This window comes from Fischerella sp. (genome assembly GCF_013388695.1).
Taxonomy (GTDB): Bacteria; Cyanobacteriota; Cyanobacteriia; order Cyanobacteriales; family Nostocaceae; genus PCC9605.
Genome location: NZ_JACAEU010000130.1, coordinates 26,376 through 45,239, shown reverse-complemented (window position 1 = coordinate 45,239; position 18,864 = coordinate 26,376). Strand labels below are relative to the sequence as shown.

Here is an 18,864-nt window from a genome sequence, read left to right as displayed (position 1 = left end):
AATTTACAATTCACGGGTATGTAGAGACGTAGCATTGCTACGTCTCTACAATGATTTGGCATCGAACTACAAAAATGTATGCACACATAATTCATGACCAAATTCAGCAACGCCCATTAGTCATTGGTCAATGGCTATTCCCCATTCTCAAAATAGAGAATTAATTAAATATATATATATAATATATTCGTTTTATTATTATTTTTACTTATAAATAATAAACATCGTTTATTTATGTATAAGTTGTGAACTCAGGTTGGGAATACTAAACCTATGGTTAGATAAAACAAGTAATGTTATTTGATACTTCCAGTGAGCGCGGTAGCGGTAGATAGAAATATTGAACATTTAGCTGCGGCAATTATGCCTACAAAAGTTCAAAATTTCTTCGTCAATCGTACAATTACATAGTGTGATTTCGGCTTGACGAATAACGTCATTCCCATTCATCAAATGCAGACTTAAATAACTAGATGGCTTATAGGGCATTCTATCTGCCCATTCAATCGCCACAATTCCGGGCGGAACCTCAACTCCTTCCCAGTAGGTTTCTAAGTTTAATGCTGCTACTTCTTGAGGTTCTAAGCGATATAGATCCAGGTGGTATAGAGGAAGGCGTCCTTGCGTATATTCATTGATGAGGGTGAAAGTAGGACTGACAATTGGTTCGGTAATACCCAAGCCTTCGCCAATACCTTGTACTAGAGTAGTTTTACCAGCGCCTAAATCACCTTCTAGCAAAATAACGCTGCCAGCATTTAGACATTGACCGAGAATGATACCAAGCGATCGTGTCGCCTCTGCATCTTTAAGTGAAATTTTCATAATTAGTCATTTAGTCATTAGTTAGTGGTTAGTGGTTAGTGGTTAGTGGTTAGTAGTCATTAGTTAGTGGTTGGTGGTTAGTAGTTGGTGGTTGGTTGTTGGTTGCTAGTTATTTCCAATGCCCAAAGCCCGATGCCCCCTCTCCCCCTCTTCTTATCTCATCAGATGCGCTCCACTGTACCACCGCAATAACACTCGCGCTAGTCGTTGTGGATCGTGACGCACGCAACCGGTTTCATCTTCATGCATCACATTAGCTGAAACAACTCTTCGCCCTAATTTGGTTATTTCTTCGCGATCCAAAAAGACAGGATGGGAGTGTTGTTGGGCATAGCGGATGAGGGCGCGGGCAGAAGGGGATTTTTTGTGTACCAGTACGGCATTAAATAAGGGTCTGCCGTTGCAAGCAGCATCAATTGCCCGAATGTGGTCAGCAACGGTATATCCCTGAGTTTCTCCTGGCTGAGTCATGATGTTGCAGACATAGATGCGGGGTGCTTTGGAGGCAGCGATCGCATCAGCAATTTCCGGTACTAACAAGTTAGGAATTACACTAGTGTACAGGCTGCCAGGGCCCATAATCATGTAGTCAGCTTCTTTAATTGCTTTAATTGCCGCAGGCAAAGCTGGAGGATTGGCAGGGGTGCAGCCAATTCTAACAATATTACCTCCTGCTGCGGTTATTTTAGATTCACCTTCAATCCGACGACCATCTGCTAATTCTGCCCACAGGCGAACATCGCTGAGAGTTGCTGGTAAAACTTGTCCTCGGATGGCCAATACTTTAGAACTGGCAGCAACTGCCCGTTCTAAATCTCCGGTAATTTCACTCATAGCCGTCAAGAACAGATTACCAAAGCTGTGACCCGTCAAACCATCGCCAACCTGAAACCGATATTGAAACAGTTCTGTTAATAATTTTTCTTCATCTGCCAGCGCTGCCAAACAATTGCGAATATCCCCCGGTGGCAGGACACCAAATTCTCGCCGCAGACGCCCCGAAGATCCACCATCATCAGCGACAGTGACAATGGCGGTAATATTGGCGCTGTAGTGTTTCAGTCCTCTCAGTAACGTGGAAAGCCCCGTACCGCCACCAATGACGACAATTTTCGGACCTCGATATAATCGGCGATGTGCCAGCAGCACGTCTACTAGTTCTTCATCGCCTTCTGGTCTTAGCACCTCAGTAATTGAACCGACCGTGCGGGTTTGTCCCCAAAGCAGCAACAGTAACCCGAACAGCAGAACTAAAGGTCCACTGATATAGTTGGGTATGATGTCAGTGATTGTTCCTAGAAAACCTCTCAGCAACTCTAGCGCCCAAAAAATCGGTGTTAGCTTAATCCAAATTGCTAACCCCAGACACGCTAGCACCACGCCCCCAACACTAATCAACAACCAGCGTTTTACCGATAGTCCGGGGGCCAACCACTTGAACCACTGGTTAACCCGATGAGGAGTGCGACGGCGCGACTGCTGTTGCAAAGTGTGAAGGGCTTGCCTGAGAAAACCAATTGACATACCTAAAAAAGGAGCAGTGCTAAAAACAATTATTAACAGAAAATTTACACTACCGGGTTTTTACCCCAAGTGTGGAATTATTACATTTTTTAATTTCATTAGACCAAAAGCGCTAAAGCAAAGTTGCCAATATGGCTTCTAACATACCATCTGGTTAAGTAAATCTAAGTTAAGTAAATCTAAATTGAATGGAAAAGCGAATTTTAGGATTAGATCCAGGGCTAGCTACCCTAGGATTCGGAGCAATTATCTGCCACCAGAAGCAAGCCCAACAACGAGACACATCAGTAAATTTGCTAGATTTTGGTGTTATCACTACATCGGCAGATGCAGAAATGGGACAGCGGCTGCGTACCTTATACGAAGATTTGCACACCTTGATAGAGGAGTTGCAACCCGACTTGGTAGCGATCGAGAAATTATTTTTTTATCGTATGGGAAATACTATCTTAGTTGCTCAAGCACGGGGTGTCATTATGTTGGTCTTGGCGCAGCACAATCTTGCATACGTGGAATTTACTCCCGCCCAAATTAAACAAGCGTTGACAGGGTATGGCAATGCTGAAAAATATGAAGTCCAACAAGCTGTAGCGCGAGAGCTAGATTTAGATTACATTCCCCATCCAGATGATGCCGCAGATGCTTTGGCAGTAGCGTTGACAGCGTGGTTTCAGTATTAGTGTTGAACACTGAGAATAAAGTTATTAATCCGTCTCTATTTACTAGCGTTACAGCTAGTGAGAGCAGAAACAAGGACAAAGGAATTGCTATTCCTATCAAAGGATAGGTGATTGAAAACAGATTTTACATCTCATATAACAGGATATTGTAAGGAGTTTTAAACCTTAAAAAGGTTTTCATAAAAGTTAATAATAAGTCAAGCTATAAAAGCAAACTTAGGAAGAAGAGTTTATTTTTTAATGAAACTTTTTTCATAGTATTTTGCATAAATAATTTCTCATATTTATGCTGAAAATTTTTATTTAATTTTAAATATAAAAATCCCCTTTATATATCCCTTCCATAAAGGAATATATAAAATCAAACTTTATATTTATAAATTAGCAGAATATTTTTTGAAATTTGTCACTATATTATATATTATAGCTCTCTTAGAATACAATCTTAGTATTATTTGAAAATAATATGTGGAAATTTAATACAGCTAGCACTGCAAATATACTAGGATTTTTAGCTTTATCTAGTTATATTTTTACTTTACTTCCTACTTGCTTAAGAGTCGTTTTTCCACCTCTTAGAAAAACAAAATTACCGGTTGTTTTATTGAAGTTTAGACGTCAATTAGGTATTTTGGCATTTCTATTAGCTCTTGGTCATGCTTGGATATTGATAAATAAAAGAGATTTAGATTTTCTTGATTTAAAAACTTACGAAATATATATACAAGGAATTTCAACATTTCTGATATTCACACTTTTAGCTGCTACATCTAATGACTGGAGTGTGAAGAAGCTAAAGAAAAATTGGCGTAGATTACACCAGTTAACATACTTAGCAATGTTTTTATTAGCTTGGCATATTTATGACAAAATGTTTGATCAGTGGAGTTTTGTAACTCCACTGGCCATTATTGGTCTTTTAACAACAATTATTTTATTTTTAACAAGACGATATTTGGAATGGCAAGAGGTAAAAATTAAAGAAGATAAATCTTACGTATCTGCTGCAAAAATTAAAATAATTGATTAAAATTTAAAAAATTTATTTTTGCTAATATAGTACTATACAACTTATTATTTTGCTTTAGCATGTTTGGAATTGTTGGGGTAAATTAACTTATCCTTATTCTAAGAAACAAATTGCATAAATTCATAGCGAGAATTTTGCACCAAGATTCTGCGAGCCTTTGCGTTTACCTCTGCCCTCCTTTGCGTTAGAAATCGCTACTCTTTTAATGACATCTGAATAAATGAAAACTAAAGATAAGCTATGGCTCATTCAAAGATTAAAACTTTTATAAATAATCATAAAATTTCACTATTGTTCATATTTCTTGTCTTTGTCTTTATCAAACTCGATTTGTTCAATAAAATCACTTTCAATTTTCCAAAAAGCTCAAATCGAGATGCGCGTACTTTAGATACTAATTCTATATGGATTTATTCAATTGCTATCAGTCCTAATGGGCAAACACTTGCTAGCGGTGGTTATGACAAGAGTATCAAAATTTGGAATTTGAGTACTGGAAAATTAATTAATACTTTTAGGGGACATGGAAATACAGTAGATTCTGTTGCTATTAGTCACAATGGAGCAATTCTTGCTAGTGGTAGTTGGGATCATCAAATCAAATTATGGAATCTAAAAACAGGTAAACTTATCCGTACTTTGTCTGGACATACCGACGATGTTAAGTCTGTAGCCTTCAGTCCGGATGGAAAAACTTTAGGTAGTGGTAGCTGGGACAATACGGTTCAGCTTTGGAATCTAGAGACTGGAGCGAAGCTTCACACTTTCAAACATTTAAATGCAGTCAGAACAGTTGCCATAAGCCCAGATGGGCAAATTCTTGCAAGTGGTTGTGAAGACGGAAAAATAATGATTTGGCAATTGAGTAATACTCAAATGAGGATTCCTTTAGCAGCTCATGACAAGGCAGTGTTCTCTTTAGCTTTCAGTTCCGATAGGCAAACGTTAGCAAGTGGTAGTAAAGACCAAACAATTAAATTGTGGAATATAAAGACTGGGCAGTTGCTTCGCACTTTCAAAGGACATCATCAAGCAGTTTATTCTGTGGCTTTTAGTCCCGACGGAGAGAATGTTGCTAGTGGTAGTTACGATCAAACGATTAAGTTGTGGAATACACAGACTGGGCAATTGCTTCGCACCTTCAAAGGGCATAACAAGGCAGTTCGGTCTGTGGTTTTCAGTCTCAATGGGCAGAATCTTATTAGTGGTAGTACAGATGATACTATCAAGATTTGGCAGTTATCTTTCAAGTAAAAGCGTATGTAGACGCGTACGCCGCGAGGGTTTGGTGCAGGGTAATCCGTATTGAATAATAAATAAAAAAACCCTTACATGATAAGGGTTTTGAGATATAAACACAAACGAATATTAATGGATCAAGTGGTCAAATAATTACCTCGTTTCCAGGAAATTTGGATGGCCATTACTGCCGTTACGACCAACAGCAGGGAGTTCCAGAAATTCATCTGTAGCTTTTCCAGTGCCGTCATCTGTAACAGACGTCTGATCGCCTTGATGTCCATTGGTGAGAAATAATTGTGGGTGGTCAAAAGGTGCTTTCTCCAAGCGGACTCGCTCATCAGTTAGCGCTTTCATGAAGGCTATTATATCCTGTTTATCCTGTGCACTTAGGTTAAGCACTGGCAGAACACCAGGAAAGTCTCCTTCGCGAAAGTCTCCGCCACGACTGTAGAAATCTAACACTTGTTCCAGGGTCAACTGTCCACCGTTATGGAAGTAAGGCGCAGTCAGTTCTACATTTCGTAGTGTGGGTACCTTGAAGGCTCCCTCTACACCTATGTTATCTTCACCGGTAGGGATAACTGGTGGATCTTCGCCGAGTATTTGCCTGAATGTCCCGTTAAGCGCCAGCCGAGTTTCTGCAAGCGGATTGCCAAAAGGATCGTCACCACCAACACCACGATCTTCACTGGCAGGTCTGACACCGTTATTCAGGAAGCCAACGTCTTCGATAGGTTGTTGACCAAATAATGCAGCGGCAATACGTCCTTGTTCACCGATGTGAACAACTGAAGCAATGGTAAACTCTGCGCCAAAATGGCAACCAATACATCCTTGATCTTGGAAAACCTGCATACCTCGCTGTTGTTGTGCAGTGAGGGCAGTGGTGTTTCCTTCCATAAAGCGATCAAAGGGTGTATCGTCAGAGATGAGTGTGGACTCGTACATCTGAATTGCCAACCCGAAGAACAACGGGAAGTTATACTCCATCAGGTTGTACTGGTTCTTTTCTGGTGAATTGGGCCTATCAATAATAGTTCGCGAACCATCAGAATTAACTTGAACCCACTTAGTAGACCTCCACCACTCTGGCTGGAAGGCATCCTTAATCAGTGCTTCGTAGGTATCGGTCTGAAGACCAGGATTGGGGGATCTGCTGTCGGTACCTAAAACACTATCCTCTGGATGGACAAGTTGCTTGCCCAACGGACGAATGGGAAGTAACTTTTTACCTATTTCTCGAGGTGGCTGTGCGCCCGCATCATCGCTGTCAATGTGGACTCGTCCTATTTTGTCACCAATATTCTGTAAGGTGCGACCGTCAGCAGACATCTCAAAAACACTGATTGGTGGAGACAGCGCTTGAGAAGCTAAAGATGAATTCTTCAGGCTGACTTTGACAAGTTCTAGCTGATTAATGTCGTTTGCTTTGCCAACGAAGGCATTGGGATCTCTTGTACCCCAGAGACTTGCACCATTGAAGATGTTCTGTGCTCTTCCATCCCAAAAGTTGCGGAAGTTGAAGACTGCATCGATAACGGTTGGCGCGTTGCGTGGCTCGACTCGCCGCACTTTCGTGCCTCCGACGTTAAAGACCGGATCGTCTTTTGGATTTACTATGTCCTCCGCCTGACCAGGAACAACATCAACAAACTCAGTGTTAAACACCCCATGAGATGAAGCGATATCGTTAGTGTCAAACAAGACCGTACTATTAACGTCATCTGGGTTCGACAGCCTGTGGAATGGGAAATCTTCCGGCTTGAGTTGGTAGTTCGCTCCACCGCCTACTTGGAAAGTTGCATCTTGAACCAAGGGGTCATCAATATTGGCACGCACGACACCAGGATTAATCTGATTTTTGGATCTGCTGTCTGCTCCGGCATGGAAATGACAACTAGCACAAGCCGTTATGCCATCGCTGGCAACTTGCATATCCCAGAAAAATGATTTTCCTAGCTTAATCGCGGCTGTCCTGTCTCTGATGAAGTCTCCAAGATTGTCAGGCTCCGGAACCGGCACGGTTTTTAGTGAAGCCAGGGCTGGTGCGGGTGTTACCTGTGCCGACACAGTATGTCCACATATGACAGCTAGGGTCACTAATACCGCAATCGTTATACCCTTTGAATACTTTGATGCTAGTCGTTGGGTAAAGTTTACAAAAATAAAGCCCCACCCTCTCCCGATCGCTGAACTTTTGTCACGGGACAATATTCGTCGAAGTATGCCCATTATGACAATTCCTACTTCAAAGTCAAAACCTACATATTTTGAAACTGGTTGGAAACCAAAAAATAAACAACAGCAGACTTCTCAATATAGCAATGCTATTTGAGTTGCAAGATTGCTCTTTTGAGCAATCTTGTGTTGTTTGCCGTGTTCAAATCCGGTTGAACACTTGTGATTGCGAAAAAAGCGATCGCACAATCAAGCAATCTCAAACTGTTGCGATTACTACTTTGCGGTCAGCCGCTAACGTGCTTACCTCCACTCAGTAGCGATCGTAATCATTTTGGATCGCTACTTAACCGGACTGGATATCATGTGTCATTTGTCATCACAAGTAAATTACGCCCGATGTGAATTAAAGGTCTCTTATCCTATATAGGTTTCCAGGCTTGTCCGAAATTACGAATTAAAAATCGACGAAATTATGAGGATTACCATACCTTATTCCCTCTAGACGTAAATTTTGACAAATGACGAATAAAAATCCACACCCAACATCTCACAAAATGAATCTAATTACTACATATATAATAAAAATTTATTTTAAATGTGTATAAAAACGTCAAACACATAAAGCATAGTTACTGAGGGGATTTTGTATTTAATTTTTCTTCTGTAGTGGTTAATCTAGAAAAATATGAAAACCGTATGAAAAGAGACTTTGACTATTTTTGGAAATTAAAGATACAAGGTATTTACGGTATAAATTTAAGTTATTTAGATGAAGATGGATAATAAAACTTTTCTTTTTTTTAAACTGATGGTTTAGGATTATTTATCTCTCAAAACATCCCTCTACAGACATATATTAAAATAATAAATAGTAAATTTAGTTATTCCATGTTCCCCCATGTCATAAACATAAACATCTTGCTTAGTCACATTCAGTCTTTTTCCAAGCCAATAACATAGCCTTTCAACAAAGAACAAAAAATTTTATCAAATCCTACTTTTCCTACTTTTCCTACTTTATTTAACTTCAAAATCAAAATATTAATATTGAAACTACTTGCACCACAAAAAATATAGCGGTTTCCGACCTGGTGAGGTACGTTTTCAAAACTACTAACCTTGGTAAAAAAGATTTAGGTGTACCTCAGTTGCTTAATAAACGCTATAACAGAAGTTTCAATATAGCTTGAGTTGTAAAATTATTACTTGTTTCTATATTAGTGTATCATTAATCACAACAAATTTTAACAAGTAACAATTCACGATTAATATTCAACTAGCCAATTATTCCAAAAGAAAGATAGACAAAATGAATTGTATAATTGATATACTAAAACCGGGTGTTTTCATGTGCCTGCAATCAATTATTTTCTACTATTGAATCTGCATAAAATAGGTATCATGACCCCAAATGATGTAGATAATGGATATTTTCATAATGATTCCAAATAATGTAAATGATGGGTATTCCCATGAAGCTTGCATTGCGCCAAAGAAGAAAAAGTAATTTAGCAAAAATCCTGGCGTCATCAAATCTATCGGTCTAAAATCAATAGAGTTGATGTAAAAAAAATTAAATAATAAGTTAAATTCGCTTACAGCAAGTATTTCAAGCTATGCTTTGAAATTATTGACTTGAAACTGTCTAGCTGTACGAGCGATTTTTGGCGTTATTAATCGACAACCTAATTAAAGTTATTTAGATCCATAAAATTCCGCAAAGCTTAATTGATAACGCTTTCCCAGGTTAAACTGTCTGAATAGTGTCAATCATTTGAACAATAGAAGTTACGTTAATTAAAAAAGCAGGAGTAGTGACTGGCTTGCTTGAAATTAACGCCTTTAGTGTTCTCCAGTTCTGTTAAATACTGAAGTAACCCCTTAACAAGTATTCAAAACTCTTGCTCCCCATGACAAGTAAGCAATGTTTCAATGAGAAAAAGATTCTGGTGATTGAAGCCCAGGTAGAAACCCGAAATTTGTTTCTAAAAAGTCTTGAAGCAGAAGGGTTTTGCGTGATAGGTGCTGAAAATGGCCTTGTTGGCATTCAACAAGCTCAGGAAGAATCACCAGATTTGATCTTAAGTGAAATTTCGATTCCCAAACTTGATGGTTACAGTGTTTTGACTAAGCTGCGGCAAAACTTTGTCACAGCGATTATCCCTTTTATTTTCGTCACTGCCAACGTGACTCGAGGTGACATTCGCAAAGGTATGGAACTGGGAGCGGATGACTATCTTACTAAACCCTGCACAGTAGATGAGTTACTAAGAGCGATCGCAGCCTGTTTGCGCAAACGAAATATCCTCCAGTACTGGTACACCAGACAGTCCCAGCCATTGTCAGAACTACCACTAGCTGACAATACAAAAGAGTATCAGACCTGCACAGAAATAACAATAGCTGACAATAGAAAACCAACAAACCTTGAGTTTATATTTCCGTCCGATCCCTTGTTAAGTGAAGTCTTTAGTTTCATTGAAAACAATTATGACCAACAAATTACCCTCAGCGATGTGGCTGTTGCAGTGGGTTACTCTTCAACTTACCTTACTAACCTCGTGCGACGCCACACGGGACAAACCGTCCAAAACTGGATTATTGAGCGCCGAATGGCTGCTGCTCGTACTTTGCTTTTAGAAACTGATGAAACAATCGAGGTGATTGCTACTAAGGTAGGTTATCAAAGTGTAGCTCATTTCTTCCGCCAATTTCGCCAACATCACCAGACAAGTCCCCAAGCCTGGAGAAAAGAGCAGCTTGGGGGAGCAAAAACAAGAGCGAAGGAATTGCTATCCTTATCAAAGGATATGTGATTGCAAAAAAAAAATATTGTCAGATATCCTTGTGATTGTAAACATATTTAAATTTTTTTTAGGATTGCCCAAAATATGTTTAAAGGTCGCATGTAAGACTCAGTTTTTGTAGGTTAGAGTCCTTAGAAACCACTAAGCGTAGGGTAATCAACGTTTTCAAGAAGCAGCGACCTCAACGAAAGAGCCTAGTAAAACCTAGTATCCGCATAGGATTCACGTATTAACTAACCTGCATTTGCAATTACGACTTGAGTCTCTGGAATTATTGGCTCAATCATACAAATAAATATTTAATTTGATGCAACTAAGTTCTTATTAGTTGCGATAGTGGCAGTTTTGTTAAAAAAATAAAAGGCTGTTTTTGTAATATTCACGGTCTGAGAAACTGTCTACTAGTGCTGTCAATATACAACTGACAGTGCGATTTTTTTACTCTAGAAAGAAATTCATCTCCATCAAAGTACTATCCGGAAAAAAAGGACAATCAATTAAAAATATTCGCACAGTGAAAGTATCAATTCAAATGCCAGGTAATCTGTTCTGAACTGTAAACGCCATTAATGGCAATATATCGGAGGGGTGTAGCTAATGATTATTGTTATGAGAAACGAAAGTCCAACAGAAGAAATTAAGCGGGTTAGCGAAGAACTACGCAGTTGGAACATCATACCAGAAAAATCTGTTGGAAAGCATAAAACTATTATTGGTTTGGTAGGTGATACGGAGGAAATTGATCCTAAACAAATTCAAAATTTAAGTCCATTTATTGAGCAGGTTTTACGGGTAAAGAAACCCTTTAAACGGGCAAGTTTAGAATTTCGTTACGGAGAACCCAGTGAAGTAGTTGTATCAACTCCCAATGGTTTTGTAACCTTCGGTCAAAACCACCCTCTAGTCATCGTCGCCGGCCCTTGTTCTGTAGAAAACGAAGAGATGATTGTAGAAACAGCGCTGCGAGTAAGAGCCGCAGGAGCGCAGTTTCTCAGAGGAGGAGCCTATAAACCCCGTACTTCACCCTATGCTTTCCAAGGTCATGGTGAGAGTGCCTTAGACTTATTAGCAAAAGCTCGTCTAGCTTCGGGTTTAGGAATTATTACTGAAGTCATGGATGCGAGTGAATTAGATAAAATAGCATCCGTGGCAGATGTACTGCAAGTAGGGGCTCGCAACATGCAGAATTTCTCCCTACTGAAGAAAGTCGGTGCAATAGGTAAGCCAGTGTTACTCAAGCGTGGTCTATCAGCAACCATTGAAGAGTGGCTGATGGCAGCTGAGTACATTCTAGCTGCTGGTAATCCCAATGTAATTTTGTGCGAGCGGGGAATTCGATCCTTTGACCGGCAGTATACCCGCAATACCTTAGATATATCTGCAATTCCAGTATTGCGATCGCTCACACACCTACCAATTATGATTGACCCCAGTCATGGCACTGGTAAGTCAGAATTGGTGCCCACAATGTCAATGGCTGCTGTAGCAGCCGGCGCAGATTCGTTGATGATTGAGGTTCACCCCAATCCAGCTAAGGCACTCTCAGATGGTCCCCAGTCTCTGACACTGGAAGGATTTGAAACATTCATTCACCAGATGTATCCTCTGGGTAAATTCTTTGGTCGTTGGACTCAAGGTAGTAATGCAACAGCAACGTTGCCACTACAAGTTTCTCCCACGGCAGGCATCTTTTCCGGTTAATCCATCTCTGCAATGAGTAGGTAGCAAAAACTATATCAGGTTCAGGAGTACACTTAAATAATTAGATCTGACGTGGGGAGGTGGTGACACCCGGATGCGGAAGGTTTTGAATTATAAGTAATTAGCGAACTTGATATTAGTAAAGAGATCCTAGATCAATACAGCTTTTGGGAATTCAGACAAAACTGGAAAATGAGTAGAACAGAGCTTACTGTAGCTTCACTGCATCCTTTCTCAAAAAGTTTTCAAGGAATAACTAATGAATTTGGATACCTATTGCTACAAAACCAGAGGTGGAATTTTTGTTTCTCGCTCCGTAACTAAAACTTCAATGGACGCTGCTATTGAAGAAGTCTTGTTACGTCTTGATTCCCAACGTGGAGGGTTACTAAAAAGTAGCTACGAATACCCAGGACGATATAAGAGATGGGCGATCGGCTTTATCAATCCACCCCTAGAACTTGTGACTCGCGACAATGATTTTACGCTCACAGCACATAACGAGCGAGGTATGATGCTGCTAGAGTATCTAGCAGAACGTCTGCAAAATCTACCTCAACTTCAGGCAGTTACTTGGGAAACTAATTGTGTAACTGGCTCAGTTCGACCAACAGAACGTTTCTTTTCAGAAGAAGAAAGAAGCAAGCAACCATCCGCATTTACCATAGTCCGTGAAATTCTAGATACTTTCTATAGCCCAGAAGATGACCATCTAGGACTTTACGGCGCATTTGGCTACGACTTGGTTTTCCAGTTTGAGCAAATGCCAAAGCATTTGCAACGCAAAGAAGATCAACGGGACTTGGTGCTGTATTTGCCTGATGAACTGTTGATTGTTGACTACCATCAGCAAAGCGCATTTTGTTTGCAGTATGAATTCGTCACCAAGAACGGTAGCACTAGAGGTCTGCCTCGTAACGGTCAAGTCATCGATTACAGAGGCAAGCGTCTAACCTCCACTCAAGCTTCCGACCATGCGCCTGGGGAGTATGAACAGCAGGTGGAGAAAGCACTGGAATACTTTATTCGCGGCGATTTATTTGAGGTTGTCCCCAGTCAAAGCTTCTTTCAACCCTGTGATAAATCCCCAACGGAACTGTTCCGAACACTACAGCAAATTAATCCCAGTCCCTATGGATTCATCATGAATTTGGGTGGAGAGTATTTGGTTGGTGCATCTCCGGAAATGTTTGTGCGAACTGAAGGTAGGCGGGTGGAAACTTGCCCAATCAGTGGTACGATTAAACGGGGACAAAATGCGATCGATGATGCTGCTCAAATCCTGAAGCTATTAAACTCAGGTAAAGATGAAGCAGAACTGACCATGTGTACTGATGTAGATCGCAATGATAAGTCGCGCATCTGCGAACCTGGATCGGTGCGGGTTATTGGTCGTCGTCAAATAGAAATGTACAGCCATTTGATCCATACAGTGGATCATGTGGAAGGCATACTGCGACCTGAATTTGATGCCATAGATGCCTTTCTCAGCCATCTATGGGCAGTTACAGTCACAGGCGCACCAAAGCGGTGGGCAATGCAGTTTCTCGAACAGCACGAGCGTAGCCCTCGGCGTTGGTATGGCGGAGCTGTCGGATACTTAACCTTCCAAGGTGATTTGAACACGGGTCTGATCCTGCGAACAATTCAGCTGAAGGATTCAATTGCAGAAGTGCGAGTAGGTGCGACGGTTCTTTACGATTCCATTCCAGAAGCCGAAGCCCAAGAAACCATTACTAAAGCCGCTGCTCTGTTCCAGACACTTTATCAAGCCAAGCATAGAAGTGACGATTTATCAATTAGCTCAGAACTTGAACATCAGCAAGTCAGCGTAGAGCCTGGAAAGCGTGTATTGCTAATTGACTATGAAGACTCTTTTGTACACACGCTTGCCAACTACATCCGTCAAACTGGTGCCATAGTCAAAACATTACGTCACGGCTTTTCTCAATCAGTCTTTGATACAGAACACCCTGACTTAGTTGTCTTATCTCCCGGGCCTGGCAGACCCAGTGACTTCCGCGTACCAGAGACAATAGCGGCTTGCATGAAAAGGCAAATCCCCATCTTTGGCGTTTGTTTAGGATTGCAGTCTATTGTTGAGGCTTTAGGCGGTGAACTAGGAGTTCTTAGTTATCCCCAGCATGGCAAAGTTTCTCGTGTGTCTGTGGTTGCTCCCGATTCTGTCACTTTCAAAGATTTACCCCAATCCTTTGAAGTTGGTAGATACCACTCTTTATTTGCCTTGCCTGAGAGTCTCCCCAAAGAACTCAAAGTTACAGCTCTCTCAGATGATGGTGTGATTATGGGTATCGAGCATCAAACACTGCCAATTATCGGTGTTCAGTTCCATCCAGAATCAATCATGACCTTAGCGGAAGGAGTCGGTCTAGCAATTATTAAGAATGTAGTTAGTGCATGTACAACTAAAAAATCTTCCCCAGTTGTTGCTGCATAAGCATAAGAGTATTTTCAGATATGCCTCCCAGTCACCATTTATCACCCCAGTCTCGTATGGATGCCAGTAAGAGCGTCTCCACCCTTGAAATCAACAACCAACTGTCCGCACAACCAGCCCATATTCTTGAAGAGATTGTGTGGCACAAACAAAAAGAAGTTGCATTCATGGGTGAGCAACTACCTCTTAGTGATTTACAAAATCAGATAAGTACTGCCCCTCCCCCACGAGATTTTCTGGGTGCCTTGCGCCAGAATCCTAGCAAACCCAGCTTGATTGCTGAGGTCAAGAAAGCATCACCTAGTAAAGGAGTAATCCGCGCTGACTTTGATCCAGTCAAAATTGCCCAGGCATACGAGCGAGGTGGTGCTACCTGTCTATCAGTACTGACAGATGAGAAATTCTTTCAAGGCAGTTTTGAGAATCTGCAAATCATTAGAAAGAATGTAGCACTGCCCTTGTTGTGCAAGGAATTTATTATTGACCCTTACCAAATTTATTTTGCACGGGTTAGTGGAGCAGATGCGGTACTACTGATTGCCGCTATCTTAGCTGATGAAACTTTGCAAAATTTTCTCCAACTTGCTCAGCATTTGGGTATGACTGCCTTAATAGAGGTGCATACTCTTGCTGAACTCGATCGGGTACTGGCACTACAAAATGTGCGATTGGTAGGAATTAACAACCGCAATCTTCAAGACTTTACCGTTGATCTAGAAACAACTCAACGCTTATTGACAGAGCGTCGAGAAAGGTTAACTAGTTTAGGTATTACAGTCGTGAGTGAGTCTGGTTTGTACACGTCCAGTGACCTAGCCTTTGTGGCTGAGGCGGGAGCCGAAGCAGTCCTGATTGGAGAATCTCTGGTCAAGCAAAATGACATAGAGGAGGCTGTGAGGCATTTATTCAAATTTGTTAGTGGTTAGTGGTTAGTGGTTAGTGGTTAGTAGTTGGTTGTTATTCTCCCAATCCCCCACTCCCTAGCGGTCGTGGGGGCCCCGAGTTCCCCACCTTCCCAACTTGTAAACTTTCAGTGGCTCATACGAATGACTTCTATCTCCCATTACTTTGAATCTTTACGAGCAAGCAATCAGTGTGCTCTTATTCCCTTTGTTACAGCTGGCGATCCTGATTTGGACATCACAGCAGAAGCCCTGCGAGTTCTAGATTCTAGCGGTGCTGATTTGATTGAACTGGGAGTTCCCTATTCAGATCCATTGGCTGACGGGCCAGTGATTCAAGCGGCAGCAACTCGTGCCCTCAAACAGCGAACCCGCTTAGTTAATGTTTTGGAAATGGCGCAAACAGTGACTCGTAGCTTGCGATCGCCAATTATCCTCTTTACTTACTACAACCCAATTTTGAATCTGGGCAAAACCTCATTCTTAGAAAGAGCTGCTGCATCGGGGATCAAAGGATTAGTAGTACCCGATCTACCTCTGGATGAAGCTAGTGATTTATTAGAACTTGCCGATGCTGTCGGAATTGAGGTGATTTTATTAGTGACTCCGACAAGTTCAAAAGATCGCATAGAGGCGATCGCTCGTCAATCTCGTGGATTTATTTACTTGGTTAGCGTCACAGGCGTGACTGGTATGCGCTCCCATCTCCAGACGCGCGTTAGGGATGTACTTAAAGAAATCCGCAGCGTCACAGACAAACCCATTGGTGTTGGTTTTGGTATATCTAGCCCAGAACATGCTCGTCAGGTAAGAGATTGGGGTGCAGATGCTGCGATCGTGGGTAGTGCCTTTGTGGAGCGATTGTCAGAAAGTACACCATATCGAGGACTGCGAGCTATTAAAGATTTCTGTCGCGATTTGAAGGCATCAATTACTCTCGCCGAAGTTGGATAATAGACCAGAAAATTTTATACCAGTAACTGGAAACCAGGATTTTTCCATTTTTATAACAATATTTTTGGGTAAATTGAATGTTAATAAATACACAAAAAAACGAAGCTGCAAATCAACTACTCAGTCAACAACCCGATGCAAATGGCAGATTTGGTCAATTTGGCGGTAAGTACGTACCCGAAACTTTAATGTCGGCTCTGACTGAGTTGGAAACCGCATTTAAGGAGTATCGCAACGATCCGCAGTTCCAACAAGAGCTGCAAGCACTGCTGCGAGACTATGTGGGACGCCCTACCCCCCTCTACTTTGCGGAACGACTAACTGCCCGCTACACTAGACCAGATGGCACAGGGCCGCAAATTTATCTCAAACGTGAGGACTTAAACCATACAGGAGCTCACAAAATCAACAACGCCCTAGCGCAAGTGCTGTTAGCCAAGCGCATGGGTAAACAGCGCATTGTGGCGGAAACAGGGGCAGGTCAGCATGGTGTTGCTACTGCTACAGTCTGTGCTCGTTTCGGTTTACAGTGCGTAATTTATATGGGCATCCACGACATGCAGCGGCAAGCCCTCAATGTATTCCGGATGCGGCTGATGGGGGCAGAGGTTCGAGCAGTGGAAGCAGGAACGGGAACCCTCAAAGACGCGACCTCTGAGGCAATTCGGGATTGGGTGACAAATGTAGAAACAACTCACTACATCTTGGGATCGGTTGCGGGGCCGCATCCCTACCCGATGATGGTGCGAGACTTTCACGGAGTAATTGGTAAGGAAACTCGCGCTCAAGCACAGGAGAAATGGGGAGGACTACCGGATATTCTTCTGGCTTGTGTAGGTGGAGGTTCCAACGCGATTGGACTGTTCCATGAGTTTGTAAATGAACCTTCCGTGCGCCTGATTGGAGTTGAAGCAGCAGGTGAAGGTATTGACACAGATAAACATGCAGCAACTCTGACAAAAGGGCGAATTGGAGTTTTGCACGGTGCGATGAGTTTTGTGCTGCAAGATGACGATGGTCAGATTGTTGAGGCACACTCGATCAGTGCTGGACTAGATTATCCCGGAGTTGGGCCCGAACATAGCTATTTGAAGGAAATTGGGCGTGCTGAATACTACAGTGTGACAGACCAACAGGCCTTAGAGGCGTTTCAACGTCTTTCACAACTAGAAGGAATTATTCCAGCACTGGAAACAGCACATGCGATCGCCTATTTAGAAACACTTTGTCCACAACTAACCGATAGTCCCCGAATTGTCATCAACTGTTCAGGACGTGGCGACAAGGATGTGCAAACAGTTGCTTCAAGGGGGCTGGGAAATAGGGACTAGGGTATAAAAATTATGAATTATGAATTATGAATTATGAAATTTTCAGCATTCATAATTTCCACCTATGCCCAATCCCCAATCACTAATCCCCGATCCCCAATCCCCAATCTTATGGTTACAACAACAATCAGTGTTGGAAAAAATTCCTCAAGCAGCGACTCTCCCAATTGGTCTGTATTATTACAGCAATTGCTAGATCGTCAATCACTTTCGGTTTCCCAAGCTTCCGATTTAATGTACGGTTGGCTGGCAGAAGCCATTCCTCCTGTAATGTCGGGTGCGATTTTAGCAGCAATTCAGGCAAAGGGAGTATCTGCTGAAGAATTGCTGGGTATGGTCAAGGTTCTATACTCTCAGTCATTAAAAGCAACATTGCGCGATCGCGTTGTCGGCACGTTACCGCTGGTTGATACTTGCGGGACTGGCGGAGATGGGGCATCGACATTTAATATTTCCACAGCCGTTGCCTTCGTGACTGCCGCAGCTGGAGTAAAAGTTGCTAAGCATGGCAATCGTTCGGCATCTGGGAAAACTGGATCGGCAGACGTATTGGAAGGTCTGGGTTTAAATTTGAAGGCCAGCACCAAGAAAACTCAAGAAGCCGTTGATGAAGTTGGCATTACTTTTCTGTTCGCACCAGATTGGCATCCAGCCTTGAAAGCGATCGCCCCACTGCGAAAAGCTCTGAAAGTACGAACAATTTTTAACTTGCTTGGCCCGCTGATCAATCCTTTACGACCGACAGGACAAGTTGTTGGTGTCAACGATCCAAAAATTGTTGAGACTTTTGCCAAAGTATTACATCAGTTGGGAACTCGCCGGGCGATCGTACTTCACGGACGTGAAAAATTAGACGAAGCAGGCTTGGCAGATAAAACTGATTTGGCTGTGGTATCAAATCAACAAATGTGCCTGCTGGAATTAGATCCGCAAGACCTAGGTATAAACCCGACTCCAACCAGTGAACTACGAGGTGGGGATGTCCGAGAAAATGCGGAAATTCTCAAAGCAGTCCTGCAAGGAAAAGGCACTCAAGCTCAGCGAGATGTGGTGACTTTAAATACAGCTTTAGCACTCTTTGTTGGCGAAGCAATGCCAGAGTCTAGTGATTATATTGATACTTTTGCTAAAGCTGTTGTTCTTGCCAGGGAAATTCTTGACAGTGGGCTTGCCTGGAAAAAATTAGAGCAACTTGCTCAATTTCTTCAGTAGAAACGCGACAGTGATTC

At 42.0% G+C, this 18,864-nt stretch carries 14 protein-coding genes; 11 read left to right on the top strand and 3 right to left on the bottom strand.

What is annotated here, in order from left to right:
- Positions 1–348 precede the first annotated feature (348 nt).
- Positions 349–825 (bottom strand): tRNA (adenosine(37)-N6)-threonylcarbamoyltransferase complex ATPase subunit type 1 TsaE, encoded by a 477-nt coding sequence (gene tsaE / locus HXY43_RS17415; RefSeq protein WP_026731843.1) that lies wholly within the window; start codon positions 823–825, stop codon positions 349–351.
- 153 nt (positions 826–978) lie between these two features.
- Complete coding sequence (gene yvcK, locus HXY43_RS17410) at positions 979–2,349, bottom strand: gluconeogenesis factor YvcK family protein (RefSeq protein WP_290885232.1); 1,371 nt, start codon at positions 2,347–2,349, stop codon at positions 979–981.
- Between the two features lie 188 nt (positions 2,350–2,537).
- Here yvcK and ruvC point away from each other — a divergent pair, with 188 nt between their 5' ends.
- The 3 genes from ruvC (at position 2,538) to HXY43_RS17395 (ending at position 5,313) form a co-directional block, all read left to right on the top strand.
- The gene (gene ruvC / locus HXY43_RS17405; protein WP_290885230.1) at positions 2,538–3,029 is read left to right on the top strand and encodes a crossover junction endodeoxyribonuclease RuvC; all 492 of its coding nucleotides are present in this window, start codon (positions 2,538–2,540) and stop codon (positions 3,027–3,029) included.
- A 466-nt stretch (positions 3,030–3,495) separates the two neighbouring features.
- Positions 3,496–4,059, top strand: a complete 564-nt coding sequence (locus tag HXY43_RS17400; protein WP_290885227.1) for a ferric reductase-like transmembrane domain-containing protein — start codon at positions 3,496–3,498, stop codon at positions 4,057–4,059.
- A 330-nt stretch (positions 4,060–4,389) separates the two neighbouring features.
- Entirely contained in the window at positions 4,390–5,313 is a 924-nt protein-coding gene (locus HXY43_RS17395; RefSeq protein ID WP_290885224.1) for a WD40 repeat domain-containing protein, read from the top strand.
- Positions 5,314–5,451: 138 nt separating this feature from the next.
- Here HXY43_RS17395 and HXY43_RS17390 read toward each other — a convergent pair whose 3' ends face one another.
- Entirely contained in the window at positions 5,452–7,401 is a 1,950-nt protein-coding gene (locus HXY43_RS17390) for a cytochrome c peroxidase (RefSeq protein WP_290885221.1), read from the bottom strand.
- Positions 7,402–7,701: 300 nt separating this feature from the next.
- Between HXY43_RS17390 and HXY43_RS17385 the strand changes: the two genes are divergently transcribed.
- The 8 genes from HXY43_RS17385 (at position 7,702) to trpD (ending at position 18,847) form a co-directional block, all read left to right on the top strand.
- The gene (locus tag HXY43_RS17385; RefSeq protein WP_155960368.1) at positions 7,702–7,884 is read left to right on the top strand and encodes a hypothetical protein; all 183 of its coding nucleotides are present in this window, start codon (positions 7,702–7,704) and stop codon (positions 7,882–7,884) included.
- A gap of 1,508 nt (positions 7,885–9,392) precedes the next feature.
- Complete coding sequence (locus HXY43_RS17380) at positions 9,393–10,298, top strand: helix-turn-helix domain-containing protein (RefSeq protein WP_290885218.1); 906 nt, start codon at positions 9,393–9,395, stop codon at positions 10,296–10,298.
- Between the two features lie 588 nt (positions 10,299–10,886).
- Positions 10,887–11,990 carry a 3-deoxy-7-phosphoheptulonate synthase gene (gene aroF / locus HXY43_RS17375; RefSeq protein ID WP_290885215.1) on the top strand — a complete coding sequence of 368 codons (1,104 nt, stop codon included), beginning with the start codon at positions 10,887–10,889 and terminating at the stop codon, positions 11,988–11,990.
- A gap of 259 nt (positions 11,991–12,249) precedes the next feature.
- Positions 12,250–14,448, top strand: coding sequence for an anthranilate synthase (locus HXY43_RS17370; protein WP_290885212.1), 2,199 nt, complete (start codon positions 12,250–12,252; stop codon positions 14,446–14,448).
- A gap of 56 nt (positions 14,449–14,504) precedes the next feature.
- Entirely contained in the window at positions 14,505–15,374 is an 870-nt protein-coding gene (gene trpC, locus HXY43_RS17365) for an indole-3-glycerol phosphate synthase TrpC (RefSeq protein WP_290885243.1), read from the top strand.
- 120 nt (positions 15,375–15,494) lie between these two features.
- A complete protein-coding gene (gene trpA, locus HXY43_RS17360) occupies positions 15,495–16,304 on the top strand; it encodes a tryptophan synthase subunit alpha (RefSeq protein WP_290885209.1) in 810 nt (269 codons plus the stop codon).
- Between the two features lie 77 nt (positions 16,305–16,381).
- Positions 16,382–17,635 (top strand): tryptophan synthase subunit beta, encoded by a 1,254-nt coding sequence (trpB, locus tag HXY43_RS17355; RefSeq protein ID WP_290885206.1) that lies wholly within the window; start codon positions 16,382–16,384, stop codon positions 17,633–17,635.
- Between the two features lie 111 nt (positions 17,636–17,746).
- Complete coding sequence (gene trpD / locus HXY43_RS17350; protein ID WP_290885240.1) at positions 17,747–18,847, top strand: anthranilate phosphoribosyltransferase; 1,101 nt, start codon at positions 17,747–17,749, stop codon at positions 18,845–18,847.
- Positions 18,848–18,864: the final 17 nt, after the last annotated feature.